Origin of the sequence: Streptococcus sp. CL6.22 (assembly GCF_049738055.1) — a bacterium.
In the GTDB taxonomy this organism is placed as follows: domain Bacteria; phylum Bacillota; class Bacilli; order Lactobacillales; family Streptococcaceae; genus Streptococcus; species Streptococcus mitis_DJ.
Genome location: NZ_JBKOTV010000013.1, coordinates 24,588 through 44,356, shown reverse-complemented (window position 1 = coordinate 44,356; position 19,769 = coordinate 24,588). Strand labels below are relative to the sequence as shown.

General features: G+C 42.2%; 18 protein-coding genes. 6 read left to right on the top strand and 12 right to left on the bottom strand.

The annotated features are described in order from the left end of the window. Nucleotides 1–123 precede the first annotated feature (123 nt). Complete coding sequence (locus ACLNCW_RS07670; RefSeq protein WP_424845830.1) at nucleotides 124–1,968, top strand: APC family permease; 1,845 nt, start codon at nucleotides 124–126, stop codon at nucleotides 1,966–1,968. Between the two features lie 332 nt (nucleotides 1,969–2,300). Here ACLNCW_RS07670 and ACLNCW_RS07665 read toward each other — a convergent pair whose 3' ends face one another. From ACLNCW_RS07665 to ACLNCW_RS07650, 4 genes are all read right to left on the bottom strand, one after another. After that, nucleotides 2,301–4,265: a peptide ABC transporter substrate-binding protein gene (locus ACLNCW_RS07665; RefSeq protein ID WP_424845828.1), complete on the bottom strand. Its 1,965-nt coding sequence runs from the start codon at nucleotides 4,263–4,265 to the stop codon at nucleotides 2,301–2,303. Between the two features lie 138 nt (nucleotides 4,266–4,403). Continuing rightward, nucleotides 4,404–4,538 (bottom strand): 50S ribosomal protein L34, encoded by a 135-nt coding sequence (gene rpmH, locus ACLNCW_RS07660; RefSeq protein ID WP_000831905.1) that lies wholly within the window; start codon nucleotides 4,536–4,538, stop codon nucleotides 4,404–4,406. Between the two features lie 144 nt (nucleotides 4,539–4,682). Beyond that, nucleotides 4,683–5,897, bottom strand: a complete 1,215-nt coding sequence (locus tag ACLNCW_RS07655; protein ID WP_033687296.1) for a pyridoxal phosphate-dependent aminotransferase — start codon at nucleotides 5,895–5,897, stop codon at nucleotides 4,683–4,685. Nucleotides 5,898–6,053: 156 nt separating this feature from the next. Beyond that, nucleotides 6,054–6,347, bottom strand: coding sequence for a hypothetical protein (locus ACLNCW_RS07650; RefSeq protein WP_023947049.1), 294 nt, complete (start codon nucleotides 6,345–6,347; stop codon nucleotides 6,054–6,056). 161 nt (nucleotides 6,348–6,508) lie between these two features. Between ACLNCW_RS07650 and ACLNCW_RS07645 the strand changes: the two genes are divergently transcribed. After that, entirely contained in the window at nucleotides 6,509–6,961 is a 453-nt protein-coding gene (locus ACLNCW_RS07645) for a universal stress protein (RefSeq protein ID WP_024058091.1), read from the top strand. A 137-nt stretch (nucleotides 6,962–7,098) separates the two neighbouring features. Here the strand turns inward: ACLNCW_RS07645 and ACLNCW_RS07640 are convergent, their stop codons facing one another. Then, on the bottom strand, nucleotides 7,099–8,490 hold the full coding sequence (locus ACLNCW_RS07640) for a Cof-type HAD-IIB family hydrolase (RefSeq protein ID WP_424845825.1): 1,392 nt from the start codon (nucleotides 8,488–8,490) through the stop codon (nucleotides 7,099–7,101). A 65-nt stretch (nucleotides 8,491–8,555) separates the two neighbouring features. On the opposite strand from ACLNCW_RS07640, the gene ACLNCW_RS07635 reads away from it, so the two are divergent. Further along, a complete protein-coding gene (locus ACLNCW_RS07635) occupies nucleotides 8,556–9,518 on the top strand; it encodes an asparaginase (RefSeq protein ID WP_033684733.1) in 963 nt (320 codons plus the stop codon). 53 nt (nucleotides 9,519–9,571) lie between these two features. Here the strand turns inward: ACLNCW_RS07635 and ccpA are convergent, their stop codons facing one another. After that, entirely contained in the window at nucleotides 9,572–10,582 is a 1,011-nt protein-coding gene (gene ccpA / locus ACLNCW_RS07630) for a catabolite control protein A (RefSeq protein WP_001090627.1), read from the bottom strand. A 237-nt stretch (nucleotides 10,583–10,819) separates the two neighbouring features. On the opposite strand from ccpA, the gene ACLNCW_RS07625 reads away from it, so the two are divergent. Next, the gene (locus tag ACLNCW_RS07625; RefSeq protein WP_000886035.1) at nucleotides 10,820–11,137 is read left to right on the top strand and encodes a DUF960 domain-containing protein; all 318 of its coding nucleotides are present in this window, start codon (nucleotides 10,820–10,822) and stop codon (nucleotides 11,135–11,137) included. 160 nt (nucleotides 11,138–11,297) lie between these two features. Here ACLNCW_RS07625 and folK read toward each other — a convergent pair whose 3' ends face one another. The 6 genes from folK to ACLNCW_RS07595 all read right to left on the bottom strand — a co-directional run bounded on the left by folK (nucleotide 11,298) and on the right by ACLNCW_RS07595 (nucleotide 17,377). Further along, complete coding sequence (gene folK / locus ACLNCW_RS07620; RefSeq protein WP_218493858.1) at nucleotides 11,298–12,110, bottom strand: 2-amino-4-hydroxy-6-hydroxymethyldihydropteridine diphosphokinase; 813 nt, start codon at nucleotides 12,108–12,110, stop codon at nucleotides 11,298–11,300. A 158-nt stretch (nucleotides 12,111–12,268) separates the two neighbouring features. Then, nucleotides 12,269–12,823: a GTP cyclohydrolase I FolE gene (gene folE / locus ACLNCW_RS07615; RefSeq protein ID WP_000380919.1), complete on the bottom strand. Its 555-nt coding sequence runs from the start codon at nucleotides 12,821–12,823 to the stop codon at nucleotides 12,269–12,271. Continuing rightward, on the bottom strand, nucleotides 12,804–14,126 hold the full coding sequence (locus ACLNCW_RS07610) for a bifunctional folylpolyglutamate synthase/dihydrofolate synthase (RefSeq protein ID WP_424845821.1): 1,323 nt from the start codon (nucleotides 14,124–14,126) through the stop codon (nucleotides 12,804–12,806). Before ACLNCW_RS07610 ends, folE begins: the two co-directional genes overlap by 20 nt. A 1-nt stretch (nucleotide 14,127) precedes the next feature. Continuing rightward, complete coding sequence (folP, locus tag ACLNCW_RS07605) at nucleotides 14,128–15,105, bottom strand: dihydropteroate synthase (RefSeq protein ID WP_424845819.1); 978 nt, start codon at nucleotides 15,103–15,105, stop codon at nucleotides 14,128–14,130. A 93-nt stretch (nucleotides 15,106–15,198) separates the two neighbouring features. Next, the gene (locus tag ACLNCW_RS07600; protein ID WP_424845817.1) at nucleotides 15,199–15,906 is read right to left on the bottom strand and encodes a lysostaphin resistance A-like protein; all 708 of its coding nucleotides are present in this window, start codon (nucleotides 15,904–15,906) and stop codon (nucleotides 15,199–15,201) included. A gap of 52 nt (nucleotides 15,907–15,958) precedes the next feature. Beyond that, a complete protein-coding gene (locus ACLNCW_RS07595; RefSeq protein ID WP_049547108.1) occupies nucleotides 15,959–17,377 on the bottom strand; it encodes an NCS2 family permease in 1,419 nt (472 codons plus the stop codon). A 189-nt stretch (nucleotides 17,378–17,566) separates the two neighbouring features. Between ACLNCW_RS07595 and ACLNCW_RS07590 the strand changes: the two genes are divergently transcribed. Both ACLNCW_RS07590 and adhP read left to right on the top strand, forming a co-directional pair. Beyond that, complete coding sequence (locus ACLNCW_RS07590; protein WP_424845815.1) at nucleotides 17,567–18,379, top strand: Cof-type HAD-IIB family hydrolase; 813 nt, start codon at nucleotides 17,567–17,569, stop codon at nucleotides 18,377–18,379. Nucleotides 18,380–18,708: 329 nt separating this feature from the next. Then, nucleotides 18,709–19,728, top strand: coding sequence for an alcohol dehydrogenase AdhP (adhP, locus tag ACLNCW_RS07585; protein WP_000649144.1), 1,020 nt, complete (start codon nucleotides 18,709–18,711; stop codon nucleotides 19,726–19,728). Nucleotides 19,729–19,769 lie beyond the last annotated feature (41 nt).

Genomic DNA, 19,769 nt, shown 5'->3' with positions numbered 1-19,769 from the left:
CAAAAAAACTGACCTCTCTCCTCATCTGTACAAAATATTCTAAAATCCATCGTCGTCTCTTGACGCTATTTTCTCAAAGCAGTATAATAGCACTTATTGAAATTTTCAGAAAAGGAAAATACAATGTTTACAAAATTAAAACAGACTTTTATCGGTCGTCCTCTTAAGTCCTTAACAGAAGGCGAGGGAGGTCTGCTGGGAAAAATGCAGGCCTTGGCCATGTTGTCAAGCGACGCTCTATCTTCCATTGCCTATGGGCCTGAGCAAGTAGTCCTCGTCTTGGCTAGTCTCTCTCCTCTTGCGATATGGTGGAGCCTTCCTATCGGCCTCTTTGTCCTCCTGCTCCTAGCTAGCCTGACCGTCTCCTACCGTCAAATCATCCATGCCTACCCTCAAGGGGGAGGGGCCTATATGGTTACTCGAGAAAATCTATCGCCCGAACTTGGCTTAATCGCTGGAGGTAGTCTGCTAGTTGACTACATGCTGACTGTGGCGGTATCGGTGTCATCTGGAGCCGATGCTATCACAGCAGCTCTCCCTGCTCTCCACCCTTACAACCTCCACATTTCCATTTTTCTAGTTTGCTTGCTTATGCTCTTGAATTTACGGGGCTTAAAAGAATCTGCCAGTTCACTGATGATTCCTGTCTATCTCTTTATCATCAGCACTGTCTTTCTCTTGCTCTATGGAATCTTTCAACTAGTGGCAGGTTCTCTCAGCTATCAGGCAACTTCACCTATTGGGCATGCTGTACCGAGTCTGTCTATCGTTCTCATTCTAAGAGCCTTTACCAGTGGTTCTGCCTCTCTGACAGGGGTTGAAGCTATTTCAAATGCCGTTCCCTTTTTCAAGGCTCCGAAAGAAAAGAATGCAGCTCAGACCTTGACCATCATGTCACTGATTTTAGGTTTTCTGTTTGCTGGTATTACCTTCCTAAACTACTGGATGGGAATTATGCCGCAACACGGAGAAACCATCCTCTCACAGATGGCTCAAGGTATCCTTGGTAATTCCTTCTTAGGCCACCTTGGCTATTATACCTTCCAATTCTCCACAGCCTTAATTTTGGCCGTAGCTGCAAATACCGGCTTTTCAGCCTTCCCTATGCTGGCCTATAATATGGCTAAAAACAAGTACATGCCTCATCTATTTATGGAAAAAGGAGACCGACTAGGCTACTCCAACGGAATCTTAACTCTGGCATTTGGGGCTATGATTCTTCTTCTCATTTTTAATGGTAATACCGAACGTTTGATTCCTCTTTATACTATCGGGGTTTTCGTTCCCTTTGCCCTTTCTCAGACTGGGATGATTCTCCATTGGAAAAAAGAAAAAGGGGCAAATTTCTTAAAACCTGCCCTTGCCAATATCCTTGGAGCTATCATTTGCTACGCTATCGTGCTAATCCTGCTCTTTTTCCGTCTCAGTGATATCTGGCCTTTCTTCCCGATTATTCTCGTACTCACCCTACTCTTCTTGGCGATTCACAGTCATTACCAAAAAGTGGCCCAACAACTACGACTCTATGAAGGCATCGAAAAACGTACCTACGATGGAAATCTAGTTCTCGTCCTAGTAGGAAATGTCACCCGAGTCAGTGTCGGAGCCATTAACTACGCCCAAAGTATCGGTGACGAAGTCCTCGCCATGCATATTTCTACTAAAGAAACAGCAGAAAAAGACCAAGAAATTCTCCAAGAATTTGCCGATTACTTCCCAACCATTACTCTGAAAAATATCAAAACCAGCTACCGCGACATCATCACCCCTACTGTCAAGTATGTCAAACGGATTTCCGAGGAAGCTCAGAAAAAGAACTATACAGTCACTGTCCTCGTTCCCCAGTTTATCCCAAATAAACCTTGGCAAAATATCCTGCATAATCAGATGAGTCTCAAACTCAAATATTCCCTCCGTTGGCACCAAGACGTCGTTGTCGCTAGCTACTCTTATCACTTAAAAGAATAAAGAAAAGGCCCTACCAGAACCAATAAGCGTCTGGTAAGGCCTTTTTCTGAATCCATCCACTATGCTTATACTCAATGAAAATCAAAGAGCAAACTAGGAAGCTAGCCACAGGCTGCTCAAAGCACTGCTTTGAGGTTGTAGATGAAACTGACGAAGTCAGCTCAAAACACTGTTTTGAGGTTGCAGACAGAACTGACGAAGTCAGCTCAAAACACTGTTTTGAGGTTGTGGATAGAACTGACGAAGTCAGTAACATACCTACGGTAAGGCAACGCTGACGTTGTTTGAAGAGATTTTCGAAGAGTATTAACTGAAAAGCATGACTAGGAATATCATTGAATGTGGTTAGCTAAATCTTCCTGAGCTTTTTTATTTGACTCAGCTTTTTCTTTCAGCCATTTTTCATAGAGTTCTTGGTACTGTTTAGCAGTTACTGGCTCTTTTTGCAATTCAACATATTTGTAGTTGTCCGCATTTCCCTTATGACCAACGAATGAGAATGGACCTGTAAACGGTACAGTCTTACGGAAGATTGGGTTAGCTCCACCACTTTGAACTGGTAGGAAGAGGGCACTATCTGTCAACCAAGCTTGGGCTTCAGCATATTTTTCATAGCGAGCTTGAGTATCTGTGATTTCCGCGTCTGCCTGATCCAAGAGTTTCTTATAGTCAGAAAGACCAATCTTGTCCTTAACTTCCTTGTCTTTTCCTTCAGACAAGCCCATGTTTTTCAACTGAGAACCTGTCTCTGGATCAAGGATGGATAGGTAAGTCTTCGGATCTGAGTAATCTCCACCCCATCCTGAGATGTCGATATCGTAGTCTTTTTGTTCTGCTGTATCTGCAAAGTAGGTTGCCTGGTCTTTTTCATCTGGAGAAAGTTGGATAACATCAATAACTACATTCTCCTTGCCAAGGGTTTCTTCCACTGTTTGTTTGAAAGAGCCGGCCTGTTGCACATCTAATTTAGCAGTCTGGTCAACTGGCATATCCAAATGAATTGGGAAAGTTACTCCCTGTGCTTGCAGACTTTCTTTGGCCTTGGCAAACTTCTCTTTGGCTTTTTCAGGATTCAAGAAGGCTTGCTTAGCATCGTTTAGATTGATATTTGCCCAATCTTTACCATAATTGACAATTTTCTCATTAACAACATCACCGAAGTTCTTATCACCAACTTGAACAAAGTTACTTGGTGTAATCGTATTACGCAAGATACGGTCTGCTCCATCTTCACCATTTGTCTGTGCTGCATAGGCATGACGATCAAAGGCAAAGTTGATAGCCTGACGGAAATCTTTATTTTGCATAGCTGCGCGTGAATCTGTCTTTTCCTTATCAGACTGTTTCATAGTCTGCTTGTAGCTTTGACGATTCACGTTGAAAAGATAATAGAAAGTAACTGAGTTTTGCGGTGTGTAGGTAATCTTGTCCTCATTTCCCTTCTTAAGTTCAGCAAATACTGAACTTGTTGGGAAGATACGGCCATCTGTATAATTACCATCCAAGAAACCTCTAGCAATGCTGTCTTGGTCAGAACCGTCAAAGAAAGAGAGTTTCACTTTCTCAATTTTAACATTATCCTTATCCCAGTAATTAGGGTTTTTGTCAAGTTCAATCAAAGATTTGGATGTGAATGATTTAAATAAGTAAGGACCATTTGACAAGATACTTGATGGTGTCACACTTCCAAAGTCATCTCCCTGAGACTTCAAGAAGGCTTCATTTACAGGACTAAGGATACTTGCTGTTGTTTTAGAGTTCCAATAAGTCTCAGGTTGGTTGAGGGTGTATTGTAGCGTGTAATCATCCACTGCCTTAACACCAACAGTTCCAAAATCAGATGATTTCCCTTCAACATAGTCTGCTAGTCCCTTGATAGAGTCTTGAACCAAGTACAAGTTCTCAGCTTTTTTATCAGCCGCATACTTGAGACCAGTCACAAAATCATGAGCCGTCACATCCGCATACTCTTCTCCTTCAGAAGTGTACCATTTAGCCCCCTGACGGATTTTATAAGTGTAAGTCAAACCATCTTTTGACACGGTCCATGACTCAGCCATAGATGGAATGAGATTGCCATACTGGTCATTTTCCAACAAACCATCAACCAAGTTGGTTGTGATACTAGATGTAGAGTCTCGTGTAGAGGTAATGTAATCCAAGGTATCAGGGTTACTGACAAAGATATAAGAGTATGTCTTGTCTGCATTGCTTGATTGGGATGACCCACATGCCGCTAGAGCTAGACCTGCTGTCAAAGCCATAGCTCCAAAAAGCATAACTTTTGATTTCTTCATGATTATTCTCCATTTTTTACAGTATGTGAAATATTATACACTATTTAAGCAAAAATATAAAGCCTTTTTGAACTTTTTAACAAAAATAAAAATCAGTAGACTCGAGTTCCTACTGATTTTTGTTATGGTTCGTTTGGATTATGCAGCCAAAACTTTGCGTCCTTTACGACGACGAGCTGCCAATACGCGACGACCGTTTTTAGTTGACATACGGTTACGGAATCCGTGTTTGCGCGCACGACGAAGTTTACTTGGTTGATAAGTACGTTTCACGATGAATACCTCCTCATAGATTTTGTATTCGTTTAGCCGGCTATAAAGTGATCAGTTACTAAACATACTTTACTATTCTATCTGATTCTTTCACTTTTGTCAATAGCTCAAGGCAAATGTTTCCAGCTTTTTCGAATGTAAGCCCTATCTACGATACTGTTTCAAGAAACGAGTCATCTTTTCTTGGATTTGGGCTAGTTCATCAACACGAGGAAGGTAAACGATACGGAAGTGGTCTGGTTCCTGCCAGTTAAAGCCTCGACCATGAACCAAGAGAACCTTTTCCTGCTTCAAGAAATCAAGGACAAACTGTTCATCATCATCGATACGGTACATATTGCGGTCGATTTTAGGGAAGATATAGAGTCCAGCCTTGGGTTTAACCGCAGACAAACCTGGAATATCTTGAATGGCATTGTAAATGAAATTTCTTTGCTCGTAAATTCGTCCACCAGGAAGGAGCAATTCATCGACCGATTGGTGGCCACCTAAAGAAGTTTGTACGACTTGTTGGGCCAAAACGTTAGAGCAAAGGCGCATATTGGATAGCATATTGAGCCCTTCGATATAGCCCTTGACATGAGTCTTAGGTCCAGACAAGACCATCCAACCCACACGGAAACCAGCGATACGGTGGGATTTTGACAGACCATTCATGCTGACACAGAAAACATCTGGTGCCAGGCTCGCCACAGGCGTATGCACATGTCCATCCATGACCATGCGGTCGTAAATTTCATCCGCAAAGATAATCAAATCGTTTTGACGGGCAATCTCAATAATCTCCAGCAAAAGTTCCTTAGGATAAAGGGCTCCAGTTGGGTTGTTTGGATTGATAAGGATGATCGCCTTGGTATTGGAAGTGATTTTTGACTTGATATCGTCAATATCTGGATACCATTCTGCAGCTTCATCACAGATATAGTGAACGGCATTTCCCCCAGCTAGGCTGACAGCTGCTGTCCAGAGAGGATAGTCTGGCATTGGCACTAAGACTTCATCCCCGTTGTCCAAAAGCCCCTGCATAGACATGACAATCAATTCACTAACACCATTTCCAAGGTAGATATCATCAATATCTACATTTGGAAATTTCTTCAATTGACAATACTGCATGATAGCCTTACGGGCTGAGAAAATCCCTTTGGAGTCAGAGTAACCTTCACTATCACGCGCATTCATAATCAAGTCATGAATGACCTCGTCTGGCGCTGTAAAACCAAATTCTGCTGGATTTCCTGTATTCAGACGTAAAATCTTTTCTCCATTTGCTCGCATTCGCATGGCTTCTTCCAAAACAGGACCACGGATATCATAAGCAACATGCTCTAACTTACTAGACTTGTTATATTCTTTCATCTTGTTTCCTCAATTCATCAGGATAGTAACATTATACCACTAGAAAGAAAATGCGACAAGTTTACTGAAATGTGTTACTAGTTTCGTATAGAAGAAAAGCCTCACTAAAAGCGAGGTCAAGACAGGGGAGATAGCAGGTATTTTGCGAAAGTCACATTACATACCAAAAGATAAACCTAGAAAAAGCAAGCCTAAAAAGGAGTCATAAAGAAGATTGAACATGAGGAAAAGTCCCCATATCATCAAGTAATCCCAACGCCCACTTCGTTTTGCAACTAGGAATAAAATTAGATGGTAGAGTACATGAAAGACTAAAAAACCTATAAACCCTGGATAAAGAAGCGGTACCAGACTCTCTAATTGCCAGACCATGATAACTTCTAGCAAGACTGAAACTAGGATGATTCCATAATAAAGGAAATTTGATTTTTGAAAAGCGTTTTTCATCATTCTCCCCCCCTTCACTTCTTTCCTGCTATCCTTTCTTTTATTTTATCATATATTTATATAGATTTTAAGCGCTAATATTCTTTTAAAAAATACCTTTTTTGCTTTACTTCTATAGTGAAAAGGTTTACAATTATAGTAAGAAAATTTCAGGAGGTTTCATTATGGCACAACGTTACCAAAATATCATGGTCGCAATCGATGGTTCTAAAGAAGCGGACTTGGCTTTTGTCAAGGGAGTTCATTCTGCTCTACGAAACGACGCTAAACTCACCATCGCACATGTCATTGACACACGCGCTCTCCAAAGCGTATCCACCTTTGATGCTGAAGTTTACGAAGAACTCCAAGTCGACGCTGAAAGTCTGATGAAAGAGTACGAAAAACGTGCAAGAGATGCTGGTGTGGCAGATGTTCATATCGTCATTGAAATGGGAAATCCAAAAACCCTCTTGGCACGTACTATTCCCGATGCTGAGGAAGTGGACCTCATCCTTGTTGGCGCAACTGGTCTCAACGCCTTTGAACGCCTCTTGGTCGGCTCTTCATCTGAATACATCCTCCGCCATGCTAAGGTTGATTTGCTGGTTGTGAGAGAACAAGAAAAAACCCTATAGTCACGAAGAAAAGGAGCTCAGCGCTCCTTTTTGTTTACTATTTATACTCTTCGAAAATCAAATTCAAACCACGTCAACGTCGCCTTGCCGTACTCAAGTACAGCCTGCGGCTAGTTTCCTAATTTGCTCTTTGATTTTCATTGAGTATTATTTCTCTCTTTATGACGCTCATAAGCCTTGAGCTGGCGCTGCAGTTCCTTTTTAATAGCAGGTTCTGGAGCATATTTTTCTTCCCAATCATCTGGTTTTAAGATTTTATGGGTCACTGGATCAAAATGAGCCTTGCCATCTGGAAAAATTTTCCCCATATTGGCCTGATGAACAATATCAAAAATACGTTCTGGATCCACCCCCATCAAGACAAAACTACCGTAGGTAAAGTAAAGCGTGTCGATCAGGGCATCTACCTGACCTATCAAATCTTGCTGAGCAGGTGTCTTCTTGGCTACTTTCTCTGCTGCCTTATCAAGAGCCTGATGAAGTTGCGATAGAGCTTGACCAAAGTCCTCTTCAGAAGGACTGGCAGCTCGAACAAACTCCACCAATTCTTCTATTTTAAAGCCAGCCCTGTGGGTTGCACCTTCTAAATCCCAAGCTCGAGGTTCTTCTTGGGTTCGTTCATCCATCATGTGGTGGAAGGTCTTGACCTTATTGAAATGATAGTCACGGCTGACAAAGACTTTTTCTGAAGCCAAAACACCAAAATGTTCCAAGGCCTTGTGGATTCCGTCTTGCTGATTGCTGGTGGTGATGTGTTTGGCAACTTCCTTGACACTGCTACTACCATTTCCCATAGCAACTGACATACCGACACCAGCCAGCATTTCAAGGTCGTTATCCGAATCACCAAAGGCCATCACTTGGTTGAGGTCAAAACCATATTCTTTCCCAACTCGTCGAATGCCTTCCAATTTAGAATTTCCTTGATTGATGACATCCGCTGCAAAAGGATTGCTACGTGTCAATTTCAAGTCTTCAAAATCAGCTGCCGCCTTCTCAGATTCTTCTGGCGTCATCAGCATCAAGACTTGGTAGATAGGCTGATTCATTAGATCAAGCAGGTCTTCTTCCTTTTGGGGAACAACCTTGCTGACCATACGATTAAAGGAATAACTCACTGTCCGAGTTAAAACAGAGGGAACGAAGCGACTGATTCGTTGGGAAAAAGAACCCAGACCAAAGGACATGATTTTAGAACCCAGCATGGCATCCTTGGTCCCTAGGGCAATCTCCTTGCCCTCTTTTTTAGCATACGTAATGAGCTGGCGCAAATGTAACTTGGAAATAGGACTCGTGAACAAGACCCTGTCTTTAGTAAAGATATACTGGCCATTATAGGTTACCGCAAAATCCAGGTCCAAATCGTCCATCAATTCCTTAACAAAAAAAGGTCCTCGTCCTGTCGCTACGCCGACAAGCACCCCTTGTTCTTTGACAATCTTAATCGCGTCCTTAGTGGATTTCAAAACACTCTTGCGATCGTTGACCAAGGTTCCATCGATATCAAAAAAAACCGCTTTGACTTCCATCCTATCCCAATCTCCCCTTTTGTGATACAATGATTATACCACATTTCAGAAAGAGTGAGTAAATCATGCCTAAGAAAATCCTTGTTTTACATACGGGTGGAACTATTTCCATGCAGGCCGATGCTTCTGGCGCTGTTGTGACGAGTTCAGATAATCCCATGAACCATGTGTCCAACCCACTTGAAGGAATCCAAGTCCACGCCTTAGACTTTTTTAACCTGCCAAGCCCCCATATCAAACCCAAGCATATGCTAGCCCTCTACCAGAAAATTAAAGAGGAAGCTGCTAACTACGATGGAGTGGTAATCACACACGGGACCGATACTTTAGAGGAAACAGCCTATTTCCTTGATACCATGGAAGTTCCCCATATGCCTATCGTTCTAACAGGGGCCATGCGTAGCTCTAACGAACTCGGCAGCGACGGTGTTTATAACTATCTGAGTGCTTTACGGGTGGCTAGCGATGACAGGGCTGCTGACAAAGGGGTTTTGGTTGTTATGAACGATGAAATTCATGCTGCCAAGTATGTTACCAAAACGCATACGACCAACGTCGGCACCTTCCAGACCCCAACACATGGGCCACTTGGTCTGATTACGAAGCGGGAAATCCTCTACTTCAAAACAGCTGAACCTCGTGTTCGCTTTGACCTTGATCACATACAAGGCTTAGTCCCTATCATCTCGGCTTATGCAGGTATGACAGATGAGCTGATTGATATGCTGGATTTGGAACAATTGGACGGCTTGATTATCCAAGCCTTCGGAGCTGGTAATATTCCTAAAGAAACGGCTGAAAAGTTAGAAAGCCTTCTGCAAAAAGGAATCCCAGTCGCTCTGGTTTCACGATGCTTTAACGGTATAGCGGAACCTGTTTATGCCTACCAAGGTGGAGGCGTACAGTTGCAAAAATCAGGCGTTTTCTTTGTTAAAGAACTCAATGCCCAAAAAGCCCGTTTGAAACTCCTCATTGCCCTCAATGCCGGACTAAGAGGACAGGCTTTGAAAGACTATATGGAAGGGTAAGTCTCTTCTCCAGAAAGCAAAATCAGGAAATCTGCACGATTCCCTGATTTTTTCTATTTCCGTTTTCGTGTTGAGCGACGTTCTGTCAAACCATGAGGTAAGAGAACTTCACGTTCTTCCAACTCTTCCTTGTGCATAATCTTGGTCAACATACGCATACTGATGGCCCCAAGGTCATAAAGAGGTTGGGCAATAGTTGTCAAGTTTGGACGGGTAAAGCGTGAGATTTGTGAATCATCACTAGTAATGATTTCAAATTCTTCTGGTACTGATACACCCTTATCAGCAAGGCCGTTCAAGACACCTGCTGCCAGCTCATCACCTGTTACAACTGCTGCAGTTGCGTTTGATGAAATCAAGCGTTCTGCCAAGGCATAACCATCTTCATAAGTGTATTTAGACTCAAATACCAATCCTTCGCTATAAGAAATACCTGCTTTTTTCAAGGCTTCCTTGTAGCCAACCAAACGAACCTTACCATTGATATCATCCACTAGTGGACCGCTTACGAAAGCAATGCGCTCATTTTCTTTAGCAAGGTAGGTCACTGCATCAATCGTAGCTTGTTTGTAGTCAATATTAACACTTGGAAGTTGGTGTTCTACATCCACAGTTCCTGCAAGAACAACTGGTGTTCGAGAACGAGAAAACTCTGAACGAATTTTTTCAGTCAAGTGGTACCCCATAAAGATGATACCATCCACTTGCTTAGAAAACAGTGTATTAACCACTGAAACTTCCTTATCATCATCCTCATCACTATTAGCAAGAACGATATTATACTTGTACATTTCAGCGATATCATCAATCCCTTTAGCAAGCGTTGAGAAATAGCCATTGGTAATATTTGGGATCACCACACCGACAGTGGTTGTCTTTTTACTTGCAAGACCACGCGCCACAGCATTTGGACGGTAATCCAAACGATCAATCACCTCAAGCACTTTTTTACGAGTATTCTCTTTTACATTCTTATTGCCATTGACTACACGGCTAACCGTCGCCATTGAAACTCCTGCTTCACGGGCGACATCATAAATCGTTACTGTATCGTCTGTATTCATTCCATTTCCTTTCTATATCATACCTCACGAGACTCCAAAAAAAGAGACGGTATGAAAATTTCGTTTTCATGATTCCACTTATTCCATTTTATCACTATTTGTAAACACTTTCAAGCGTTTTTTGAAGATTATTTGAAAAAATTTCATAGGAAGCTATGTTTATGAAGAAAAAATCACCTTTTCTTGATTTTTAATCCTATTTGCTGTATGATAAGGGAAAAGAAAGGGGGAAGAAATATGGCTTTTACCAATACCCACATGCGGTCAGCTAGTTTTGGCATTGTTACCAGCTTGCCTGATGACGTTATTGACTCATTTTGGTATATCATCGACCATTTCTTAAAAAATGTCTTTGAATTGGAAGAAGAACTTGAGTTTCAATTGCTCAATAACCAAGGAAAAATTACCTTCCACTTTTCAAGTCAACACCTCCCTACAGCCATTGATTTTGATTTTAACCATCCCTTCGACCCTCTTTATCCCCCGAGAGTTCTGGTTTTAGATATGGACGGTAGAGAAACTATCCTCCTCCCAGAAGAAAATGACCTATTTTAATACTCAATGAAAATCAAAGAGCAAACTAGGAAGCTAGCCGCAGGCTGCTCAAAACACTGTTTTGAGGTTGCAGATGGAAGCTGACGTGGTTTGAAGAGATTTTCGAAGAGTATAAAAACTCTAGCCTTCAGTTACAAGCAACTGAAAACTAGAGTTTTTTCTATTGTTTCAAAGCATTATACAAGTTGCGGATCGGTTGCTTTAATGTCGGATGGATAAAATGAGGCGCAATTTCTTGAAGAGATTCAAGGACAAAAAGGCGTTCCGCTATGTAAGGATGAGGCAAGATGAGGTCGTCTGTATAAATGACCTGGTCCTCCACAAAGAGCAAGTCCAAATCAATCAAACGAGGTCCCCAATGCACTTCTCTCACCCGTCCCATCTCTGACTCAATGGCTAACAAGGTCTCTAATAAAACTGGGGCGGGCAACCAGGTTTCAACCTCAACCACTTGATTAGCAAAGCTATCTTGCTCCACACCACCCCAAGGCTCCGTCGTCAAGACACTGGACTCTTTGAGAATATGGATACCTCGAGCTCGCATTTTCTCAATGGCTTGTTTCAAATTTGCTTGTTTATCTCCCATATTGCTTCCTAGGGCGATAAAGGCTCGTTGCTTGCGGCGATGAATGGTTACCGAGCAAGTATCTAGCGGCAAATGCACTGGCGCCCAAGGTTTTTTCAGTTCTAGCTTTATTTCTTGGACAAGAGGATAAGCCTCAAAAGTACGTTCTACCAGTTTGTAGGCTACCGTTTCAATCAAATCTTCAGTGCTCTCCTGAAACCAAGTCGTCCACTGCTGACACAGTTCTCCGTAATGGACAGAGGCTGTTAAATCCAAATCTGTAGCCGCCTTAGTCATATCATAGAATAGGATAGCTGAAACGACAAACTTTTGCCCTAATTCTTTCTCACTAGGAAAAAGACCATGATAGGCAAAAATTTCCAAATCCTTAATCTGCAGTTGATCCATAATGATTCCTTTCTAGAAAAATCCGCCCAAAGCGGATTCTTTTTATACTCAATGAAAATCAAAATGCAAACTAGGAAGCTAGCCGCAGGCTGCTCAAAACACTGTTTTGAGGTTGCAGATGGAAGCTGACGTGGTTTGAATTTGATTTTCAAAGAGTATTATAGTCCCATTAAACGATAAGCTTGATCTCGGAGGTCCTTATCTGTTTCAAATAGACCACGAGCTACTGTCGTCAAGGTTGCAGTGCCTGGTTTTCTGACACCACGCATGCTCATACACATATGTTCCGCCTCAATGACAACAAAGGCTCCTTTAGCACCTAGATAGTCCATCAAGGCGTCGGCTACTTCGATATTCAATCGTTCTTGAATTTGTGGTTTTTTCGAATAAACTTCAACCGTACGGGCTAGCTTAGACAAACCTGCCACACGACCATCTGGAATGTAGGCAATATGTGCTCTCCCATAAAATGGTAGAAAGTGGTGTTCACACATAGTATGGAAAAAGATGTCCTTTTCTACCACCATATTATCATCAATAATCTCAAAGGATTTTGACAAATGTTCCTCCGCTGTTTGACCAAGACCTGAAAAAATCTCTTGGTACATACGAGCCACACGAGCAGGTGTTTCCTGCAAGCCCTCGCGGTTAGTGTCCTCTCCGACAGCCTCGATAATCATTTTTACAGCTGCTTCAATCTTTTGTGTATCCATTTTCGTTTTTCCTCTCCATCAGATAGGCTCTCACTTGGCTCAAGAAATACAAGGAACCTGTGACAATCCTAACTGTTTTTTTCTCTTCTTTTTTATCTGTCAATTTCTGCTCTAGAAAGCCCTGCCAACCTTGGTAGCTGAGATTTCTAGACTTGGCTGCCTCTTTCAGCACGTTTTCATCAGTCGCCCGACTATCGTCAAAATGTGTCAGGGTAAGCTCAGTATCTGGCATGGCCCCCAGCAAGTCCAACATATCCTCCAAGGCCTTGGTTTTGATACAAGTAAAGAGGATTTCCTTACGATAATCCGCAAAGCGTTCTTGCAAGGTTGCTAATAAAGCCTTGATAGCATGGGGATTGTGGGCTCCATCCAAAATCATCAAGGGTTCTCTTGACACGACCTCCAGACGCCCCGGCCATCTTGTTTCTTCCAGAGCTTTAGCAAGTAAGGTATTAGCTGGTAGCTCTCGACCATCTTCTTGACAAAAAGTATCAAGTAAAGCTATAGCCATCCCAGCATTCTCTATCTGGTGCAAACCAAGCAGTCCAGTCTGGAAGCGACCTTGTCTGAGAGAACTAGTATAGTCAAAGACTTCGCCTGTAACCACACTCTTTTGATGGCTGACCTGATAATCTGTCCCGTAGGCAAATCTCGGAGCATCTTTCCCTTCCGCAATGCGGTCAATCACAGCCAAAGCTTCTGAAGCAATACGACCTGTCACCAAGGGAATACCTTGTTTGGTAATGCCAGCTTTCTGCTCTGCTATGGCTTCCAAGGTGTCACCTAAAAGGGCTACATGGTCCAATCCAATAGTTGTAATTCCTGTCAAAATGGGCTGGCAGACATTTGTACTATCCAAGAGTCCGCCCATGCCCACTTCCATGATGGCCACATCTACTTGCTCTGAGGTAAAGTAATCATAGGCTATGGCTGTGATAATCTCAAACTCGGTTGACCCCTGCAAATTGGCAGCCGATTCCCCTTCCAGCAAAGTCTGATAGTCTGCCATGAGGGCTTCTAGTCTCGCTTCTGGGATAGATTCCCCATTGATGCTAATCTGGTCTGTATAATGAATGAGATAGGGCGAGCTGAACACCCCAACTCTCAGGCCTAGCTTTTCCAGCATATTTTTCAAAAAAGCAATGGTCGAGCCCTTGCCATTGGTTCCTCCGATATGGATGACCTTGAGTTTGAGATGGGGATTGCCACGCAAAGCTAACAGTTCCACCATGCGTTCCAATCCAAAATGTGGTCGGTCCGTCCGGTAGTTGGTAATCCATTGATTGTTTTCAATTTCTTTCATCTTATTTGTATTGTTTTAAATCTAGATTTTCCGCATCATCAGCTAGACGAATGGCGGAGGCAATTTCAACCGCCATCTTGTGACTGGCTACGTCATGCACGCGCACCACTTCCACACCCTGTCTCGCAGCGATACTGGTTACATGAGCAGAGGCCGTATCCCGATTGCGGAAACCAAGTTCTGTCTCAGGATTGACTTCAAAACCATTTTCTTCTAGGATATTGATGACAAACCGCTTGCGCGAAACTCCAAGAAAGACTGGATAGCCTTTCTGATGGAGTTTATCCAAGTCCCGTAAAAGGAGCAGATTTTCTTTCTTGGTCAGACCAAAGCCGATTCCTGGATCCAGCAGGATATTTTCTTGTGCAATACCCGCTTCGTCCGCTCTCGCTAGGGCTCTGTCAAAGAAAGCCTCCATCAAGTCTTCGATTGGCATTTTTTCATAGTCAGCTAACTCTTCCTCTGTAAAAGCTTGACCAAAGCCAAAATGAGGAAAGATAAGCGAGCTAGGGTGCTGAGGTCGAGCCATGACTGGATTAAACATAATGATTACTTTCGCTCCAGCCTTAGCAACCACATGGGCCATTTTTTCATCACCCATGAGACCAGTGATATCATTGACTAGATTGGCACCAGCAGCCAAAGCAGCCTCTGCCACCTGACTTTTCCAAGTATCAATAGAGATGAGGACATCACTTTCCTTGCGAATCGCTTTAATCACTGGAACAACACGCTGGATTTCCTCTTCTATCTCAACATAGCTGCTTCTTCCCGGCCGAGTCGATTCTCCGCCGATATCGAGCATACTAGCCCCTTCTGCTATCAATTTACGAGCCTGCTGGAGTGCTTGCTCAAGAGCAAAAAATTGACCACCGTCCGAAAAGGAGTCTGGGGTTACATTGATAATTCCGCAAATAGCTGTCTTTGCATGATTGGCTTTACTTGACATATCGGTCACTCCCTCAAGGCTTTTCACCATATTATTTCTCTATTTTACCATAAAAAGAAAAAGATGGACACGATTGCATTCATCTTTTTCCCAGTAGAAACAAGTAAGCAATTGTCAAAAATCTTAAACAGAGATCCCTAATGTCCGACTCAAAATCACCACGAGAGCCAACAAACAGAAAGCAACCCCATTCACAATCATGTGAAGTAAGATAGACATTTCCAAACGTTGGGTCTTGTAAGCCGTCCAAGATAGAACGATCGACATACCTCCATAAATCAATAAAGAAGGTAAATTACTTGGTTGATGCAATAAAGCAAACACAATCGTACCGACTACAAATCCCAAATTCTCCTTGCCTCGGAAAATCTTTTTAGGAACAATCCCACGGCACAAGATTTCCTCACAAATTGGAGCAAGCAAGGCCAACAAGAAGAAACTGGAAATCAGAGAACTATTCTGAACCATATCGTTAATCTGAGACTGATTCCCTGTTGTCGTCTCATTTGATAGTTGCAATAAAATGGAACCAAGTATATTTGAACAGATAATGACTAAATAACTTAATCCCAAACGTGCCAAATCCTTAGCTCTAAAAAAAGAAAAATTAAAACTTGCTAACTGCGTTTTACGAGCTCCAATAATAAATAGTGCCAGAACTACAATCGAAATACCAGCAACTATCAGTCCTGACTGCAACAGTGGTACTGCATTTAAAGTTAAAATAGCAGTAACCCCTATAGGAATCTGATATAAAATTGTCGCCAGCAAAAAGATTAACAACCAACCTGCACGATTCAATAATTCTTTCCACATATTTTTCTCTTTCATCACCTATCTCCTTTGTATTAAAAAAGGGGAAAAATCCCCCTGGGTCATCCTATTATAAGGCCATGCTAATGTAGTTAAGGATAAATAAGGCATCCAAAATCCAAATCATGACATGAACATCTTTAGCTTGACCTTTGACAAGCTTAGTCAAAGTGTAAGTCAAGAAACCAACTGCAATCCCTTGAGTGATAGAGTAGCTGAATCCCATAAAGATAGATGTGAAGAAGGCAGGAACCGCTTCAGCCATATCATCCCAATGGATATTTTTCAAACTAGCCAACATCATAATCCCAACGATAATCAAGATTGGAGCTGTAGCGGCTGTTGGTACAATCGCTAGAAGTGGGCTAAAGAAGCTTGAGATAGCAAAACAGATTGCCACGACCAAGGCTGTCAAACCAGTACGTCCACCTGCACCGATACCAGCAGCAGACTCAACATAAGTCGTTACGTTCGAAGTACCAGCGATGGCACCAATTGAAGTACCAATCAAGTCAGAGTAAAGAGCCTTATCCAACTTAGCTGATTGGTGATTTTCACCATTTGTCGCTACGATACCAACTTTTTCACCTGTACCGATCAAGGTACCAATCGTGTCAAAAATATCTGTCAATGAGAAGGCAAGAATAGCCATCAGAGTTTCAGGCAAGCGAGCTGTATCTGAAATCAAAGCTCCCAAACCTTCTGAACCAAGAGCTGCACCAAAGACTGTCTTCAAGTCTTCAAAAGCTGCACCAACATGGTTATTAGCAAAATCGATACTAGACAAATCTACCAAACCAACTGCGATAGCAAGAACAGTTGTTGTCAAGATAGAGAGGATAATTCCCCCTTTAATCCCTTTGATAACAAAGAAGATAGTAATGGCAAGTCCTGCAAGAGCCACCAAAACAGCTGGATTATTAAAGCTGACCAAGCCTGGAACTGCTGAAGAGTTTGCTACAATCGTTGCTTGAGCTTTGTCAGCCCCTTCTCCTACAACAATATAGTTGCCTGGATCAATCGTAAATTTCAAAAGTCCAGCATTCTTAATCCCTACATAGGCAAGGAAGACACCGATACCAGCTGAAATAGCTGAGCGAAGAGCATTTGGAATCGATTCAATGATCATTTTACGAACATTTGTCAAGGTAATAATCAATGAGATAATCCCACAGATGAAGACCATAGCTAGGGCTTCTTGCCAAGAATAACCGAGTCCAAATACGACTGTAAATGTAAAGAAGGCGTTAAGACCCATACCTGGCGCTTGAGCATAAGGTAAGTTAGCATAGAAGGCCATCATCAAGGTACCCGCTACTGCACCAATGATCGTCGCTAGGAAGACACCTTGAGCAGGCATTCCTGTTTGCGAAAGAATTTGTGGGTTTACAAAGAGAATATAACTCATTGCAAAGAAAGTTGTTAAACCAGCGAGAACCTCTGTACGAACGTCCGTACCGTTCTCTTTTAGTTTAAATAATTTGTCCATTATCAATCTCCTTTTAATTTTTACGAACAATAATAGAATTATATCATTTATCATTCACTTTTTCAATATCTTTGTTTGATTTATTTAAGAATTTGATGAAATTTCATTTTTTGTTTGGAATCTGCTTTTCTGCCTGCTTTCTGTTATAATAGTAGACATCTTATCTGAAAAGACACTAGAAAGGTCCCTATGACGAAAAAAATTATTGCAGTTGACCTGGATGGAACCCTTCTCAACTCGGACAGTCAGATTTCTGACTTTACCAAAGAAACTATTAAAAAAGTTACTGAAAAAGGCCATCAGGTTATTATTACGACAGGTCGCCCTTACCGTATGTCAAAAGATTTTTACCGTGAACTAGGCTTAAACACTCCTATGATTAATTTCAACGGCTCCCTTACTCATTTACCAGACCAAGTTTGGGATTTTGAAAAGTGTTTGACGGTAGACAAAAAATATCTTTTAGACATGGTTCAACGTTCAGAGGACATTCAAGCCGATTTTATCGCTGGAGAATATCGTAAAAAATTCTACATTACAAATCCTAATGAAGAAATTGCCAATCCCAAACTATTTGGTGTAGAAGCTTTCCATCCTGAAGATCAATTTCAGCCTGAATTGGTGACCAAGGATCCTAACTGTATCCTGTTACAGACCAGAGCCATTAACAAGTATGCCTTGGCAAAAGAAATGAATGCCTTCTACCAGCATCAACTTTCTATTAATACTTGGGGTGGTCCGCTCAATATCCTTGAATGTACCCCCAAAGGTGTCACTAAGGCCTTCGCCTTAGACTACTTGCTCAAGGTAATGAATCGTGACAAAAAAGATTTGATTGCCTTTGGAGATGAACACAACGATACCGAAATGCTATCTTTTGCTGGAAAAGGCTATGCAATGAAAAATGCCAATCCAGAATTGCTCCCTTATGCAGATGAGCAACTCCCCCTAACCAATGACCAAGATGGGGTTGCCAAAACCCTACAGGACTTATTCTTATAACCTATACTGATACTCAATGAAAATCAAAGAGCAAACTAGGAAGCTAGCCGTAGGCAGTACTTGAGTACGGCAAGGCGAAGCTGACGTGGTTTGAAGAGATTTTCGAAGAGTATGACCAGCTTGCAAGCTGGTCTTTGTGCTCTTTTCACAGTCTCATCAACCAGTTAATCGATTGTTCTACTTTTTGCCTCCAAAACCTTGGAAAAGGCTTTCTTTTGTGATATAATTCACATATAAATACAAGAGAGCTCGTCATACTCGACTCTGTTGATACAAAATCAATCCAGTCCTGTTTCTCCTGCTCTCCGTTAATATCAAGGAGGATAGCTATGAAAGCTGTTGTTGTAAATCCAGAAAGCACTGGTGTTGCTATTGAAGAAAAAGTACTCCGTCCACTTGAAACTGGGGAAGCACTTGTAGAAATTGAATATTGTGGTGTTTGCCACACTGACCTCCACGTTGCCCATGGTGACTTTGGTCAAGTACCAGGCCGCGTCCTAGGACACGAAGGTGTTGGTATCGTTAAAGAAATTGCCCCAGATGTTAAAAGCCTTAAAGTCGGCGACCGCGTCAGCGTTGCTTGGTTCTTTGAAGGATGTGGCACTTGCGAATACTGTACAACTGGTCGCGAAACCCTTTGCCGTACAGTGAAAAATGCCGGCTACTCAGTAGATGGTGGTATGGCTGAACAATGTATCGTAACTGCAGACTATGCTGTTAAAGTTCCTGACGGACTTGATCCAGCCCAAGCCTCTTCTATCACATGTGCTGGTGTAACAACCTATAAAGCTATTAAAGAGGCCAAAGTTGAACCAGGTCAATGGGTTGTTCTTTACGGCGCTGGTGGTCTTGGTAACCTAGCTGTTCAATATGCTAAAAAAGTATTCAATGCTCATGTCATCGCAGTTGATATCAATAACGACAAACTTGCCCTTGCAAAAGAAGTAGGAGCTGACATTGTTATTAACGGCCTCGAAGTTGAAGATGTACCTGGACTCATCAAGGAAAAAACTGATGGCGGAGCTCATTCAGCTGTCGTAACTGCTGTGTCTAAAGTTGCCTTCAACCAGGCTGTTGACTCAGTTCGTGCTGGTGGTCGCGTTGTCGCTGTCGGCCTTCCTTCTGAAATGATGGAACTCAGTATCGTAAAAACCGTTCTAGATGGAATCCAAGTCATCGGTTCTCTCGTTGGAACTCGTAAAGACTTGGAAGAAGCCTTCCAATTCGGTGCAGAAGGTTTGGTAGTTCCAGTTGTTCAAAAACGTCCAATAGAAGATGCCGTAGCCATTTTCGACGAAATGGAAAAAGGTCAAATCCAAGGACGTATGGTACTCGACTTCACCCACTAATCTATTAGAAACCTATTTTAAAAGTTGGAATGCGCTTCCAA

What these genes read in the sequence shown, in the direction of transcription:
- ACLNCW_RS07670 (WP_424845830.1), top strand. Translation starts at nt 124, where the DNA reads ATGTTTACAAAATTAAAACAGACTTTTATCGGTCGTCCTCTTAAGTCC.
- ACLNCW_RS07665 (WP_424845828.1), bottom strand. Translation starts at nt 4,265, where the DNA reads ATGAAGAAATCAAAAGTTATGCTTTTTGGAGCTATGGCTTTGACAGCA.
- ACLNCW_RS07655 (WP_033687296.1), bottom strand. Translation starts at nt 5,897, where the DNA reads ATGAAAGAATATAACAAGTCTAGTAAGTTAGAGCATGTTGCTTATGAT.
- ACLNCW_RS07650 (WP_023947049.1), bottom strand. Translation starts at nt 6,347, where the DNA reads ATGATGAAAAACGCTTTTCAAAAATCAAATTTCCTTTATTATGGAATC.
- ACLNCW_RS07645 (WP_024058091.1), top strand. Translation starts at nt 6,509, where the DNA reads ATGGCACAACGTTACCAAAATATCATGGTCGCAATCGATGGTTCTAAA.
- ACLNCW_RS07640 (WP_424845825.1), bottom strand. Translation starts at nt 8,490, where the DNA reads ATGGAAGTCAAAGCGGTTTTTTTTGATATCGATGGAACCTTGGTCAAC.
- ACLNCW_RS07635 (WP_033684733.1), top strand. Translation starts at nt 8,556, where the DNA reads ATGCCTAAGAAAATCCTTGTTTTACATACGGGTGGAACTATTTCCATG.
- ccpA (WP_001090627.1), bottom strand. Translation starts at nt 10,582, where the DNA reads ATGAATACAGACGATACAGTAACGATTTATGATGTCGCCCGTGAAGCA.
- ACLNCW_RS07625 (WP_000886035.1), top strand. Translation starts at nt 10,820, where the DNA reads ATGGCTTTTACCAATACCCACATGCGGTCAGCTAGTTTTGGCATTGTT.
- folK (WP_218493858.1), bottom strand. Translation starts at nt 12,110, where the DNA reads ATGGATCAACTGCAGATTAAGGATTTGGAAATTTTTGCCTATCATGGT.
- folE (WP_000380919.1), bottom strand. Translation starts at nt 12,823, where the DNA reads ATGGATACACAAAAGATTGAAGCAGCTGTAAAAATGATTATCGAGGCT.
- ACLNCW_RS07610 (WP_424845821.1), bottom strand. Translation starts at nt 14,126, where the DNA reads ATGAAAGAAATTGAAAACAATCAATGGATTACCAACTACCGGACGGAC.
- folP (WP_424845819.1), bottom strand. Translation starts at nt 15,105, where the DNA reads ATGGTGAAAAGCCTTGAGGGAGTGACCGATATGTCAAGTAAAGCCAAT.
- ACLNCW_RS07600 (WP_424845817.1), bottom strand. Translation starts at nt 15,906, where the DNA reads ATGAAAGAGAAAAATATGTGGAAAGAATTATTGAATCGTGCAGGTTGG.
- ACLNCW_RS07595 (WP_049547108.1), bottom strand. Translation starts at nt 17,377, where the DNA reads ATGGACAAATTATTTAAACTAAAAGAGAACGGTACGGACGTTCGTACA.
- ACLNCW_RS07590 (WP_424845815.1), top strand. Translation starts at nt 17,567, where the DNA reads ATGACGAAAAAAATTATTGCAGTTGACCTGGATGGAACCCTTCTCAAC.
- adhP (WP_000649144.1), top strand. Translation starts at nt 18,709, where the DNA reads ATGAAAGCTGTTGTTGTAAATCCAGAAAGCACTGGTGTTGCTATTGAA.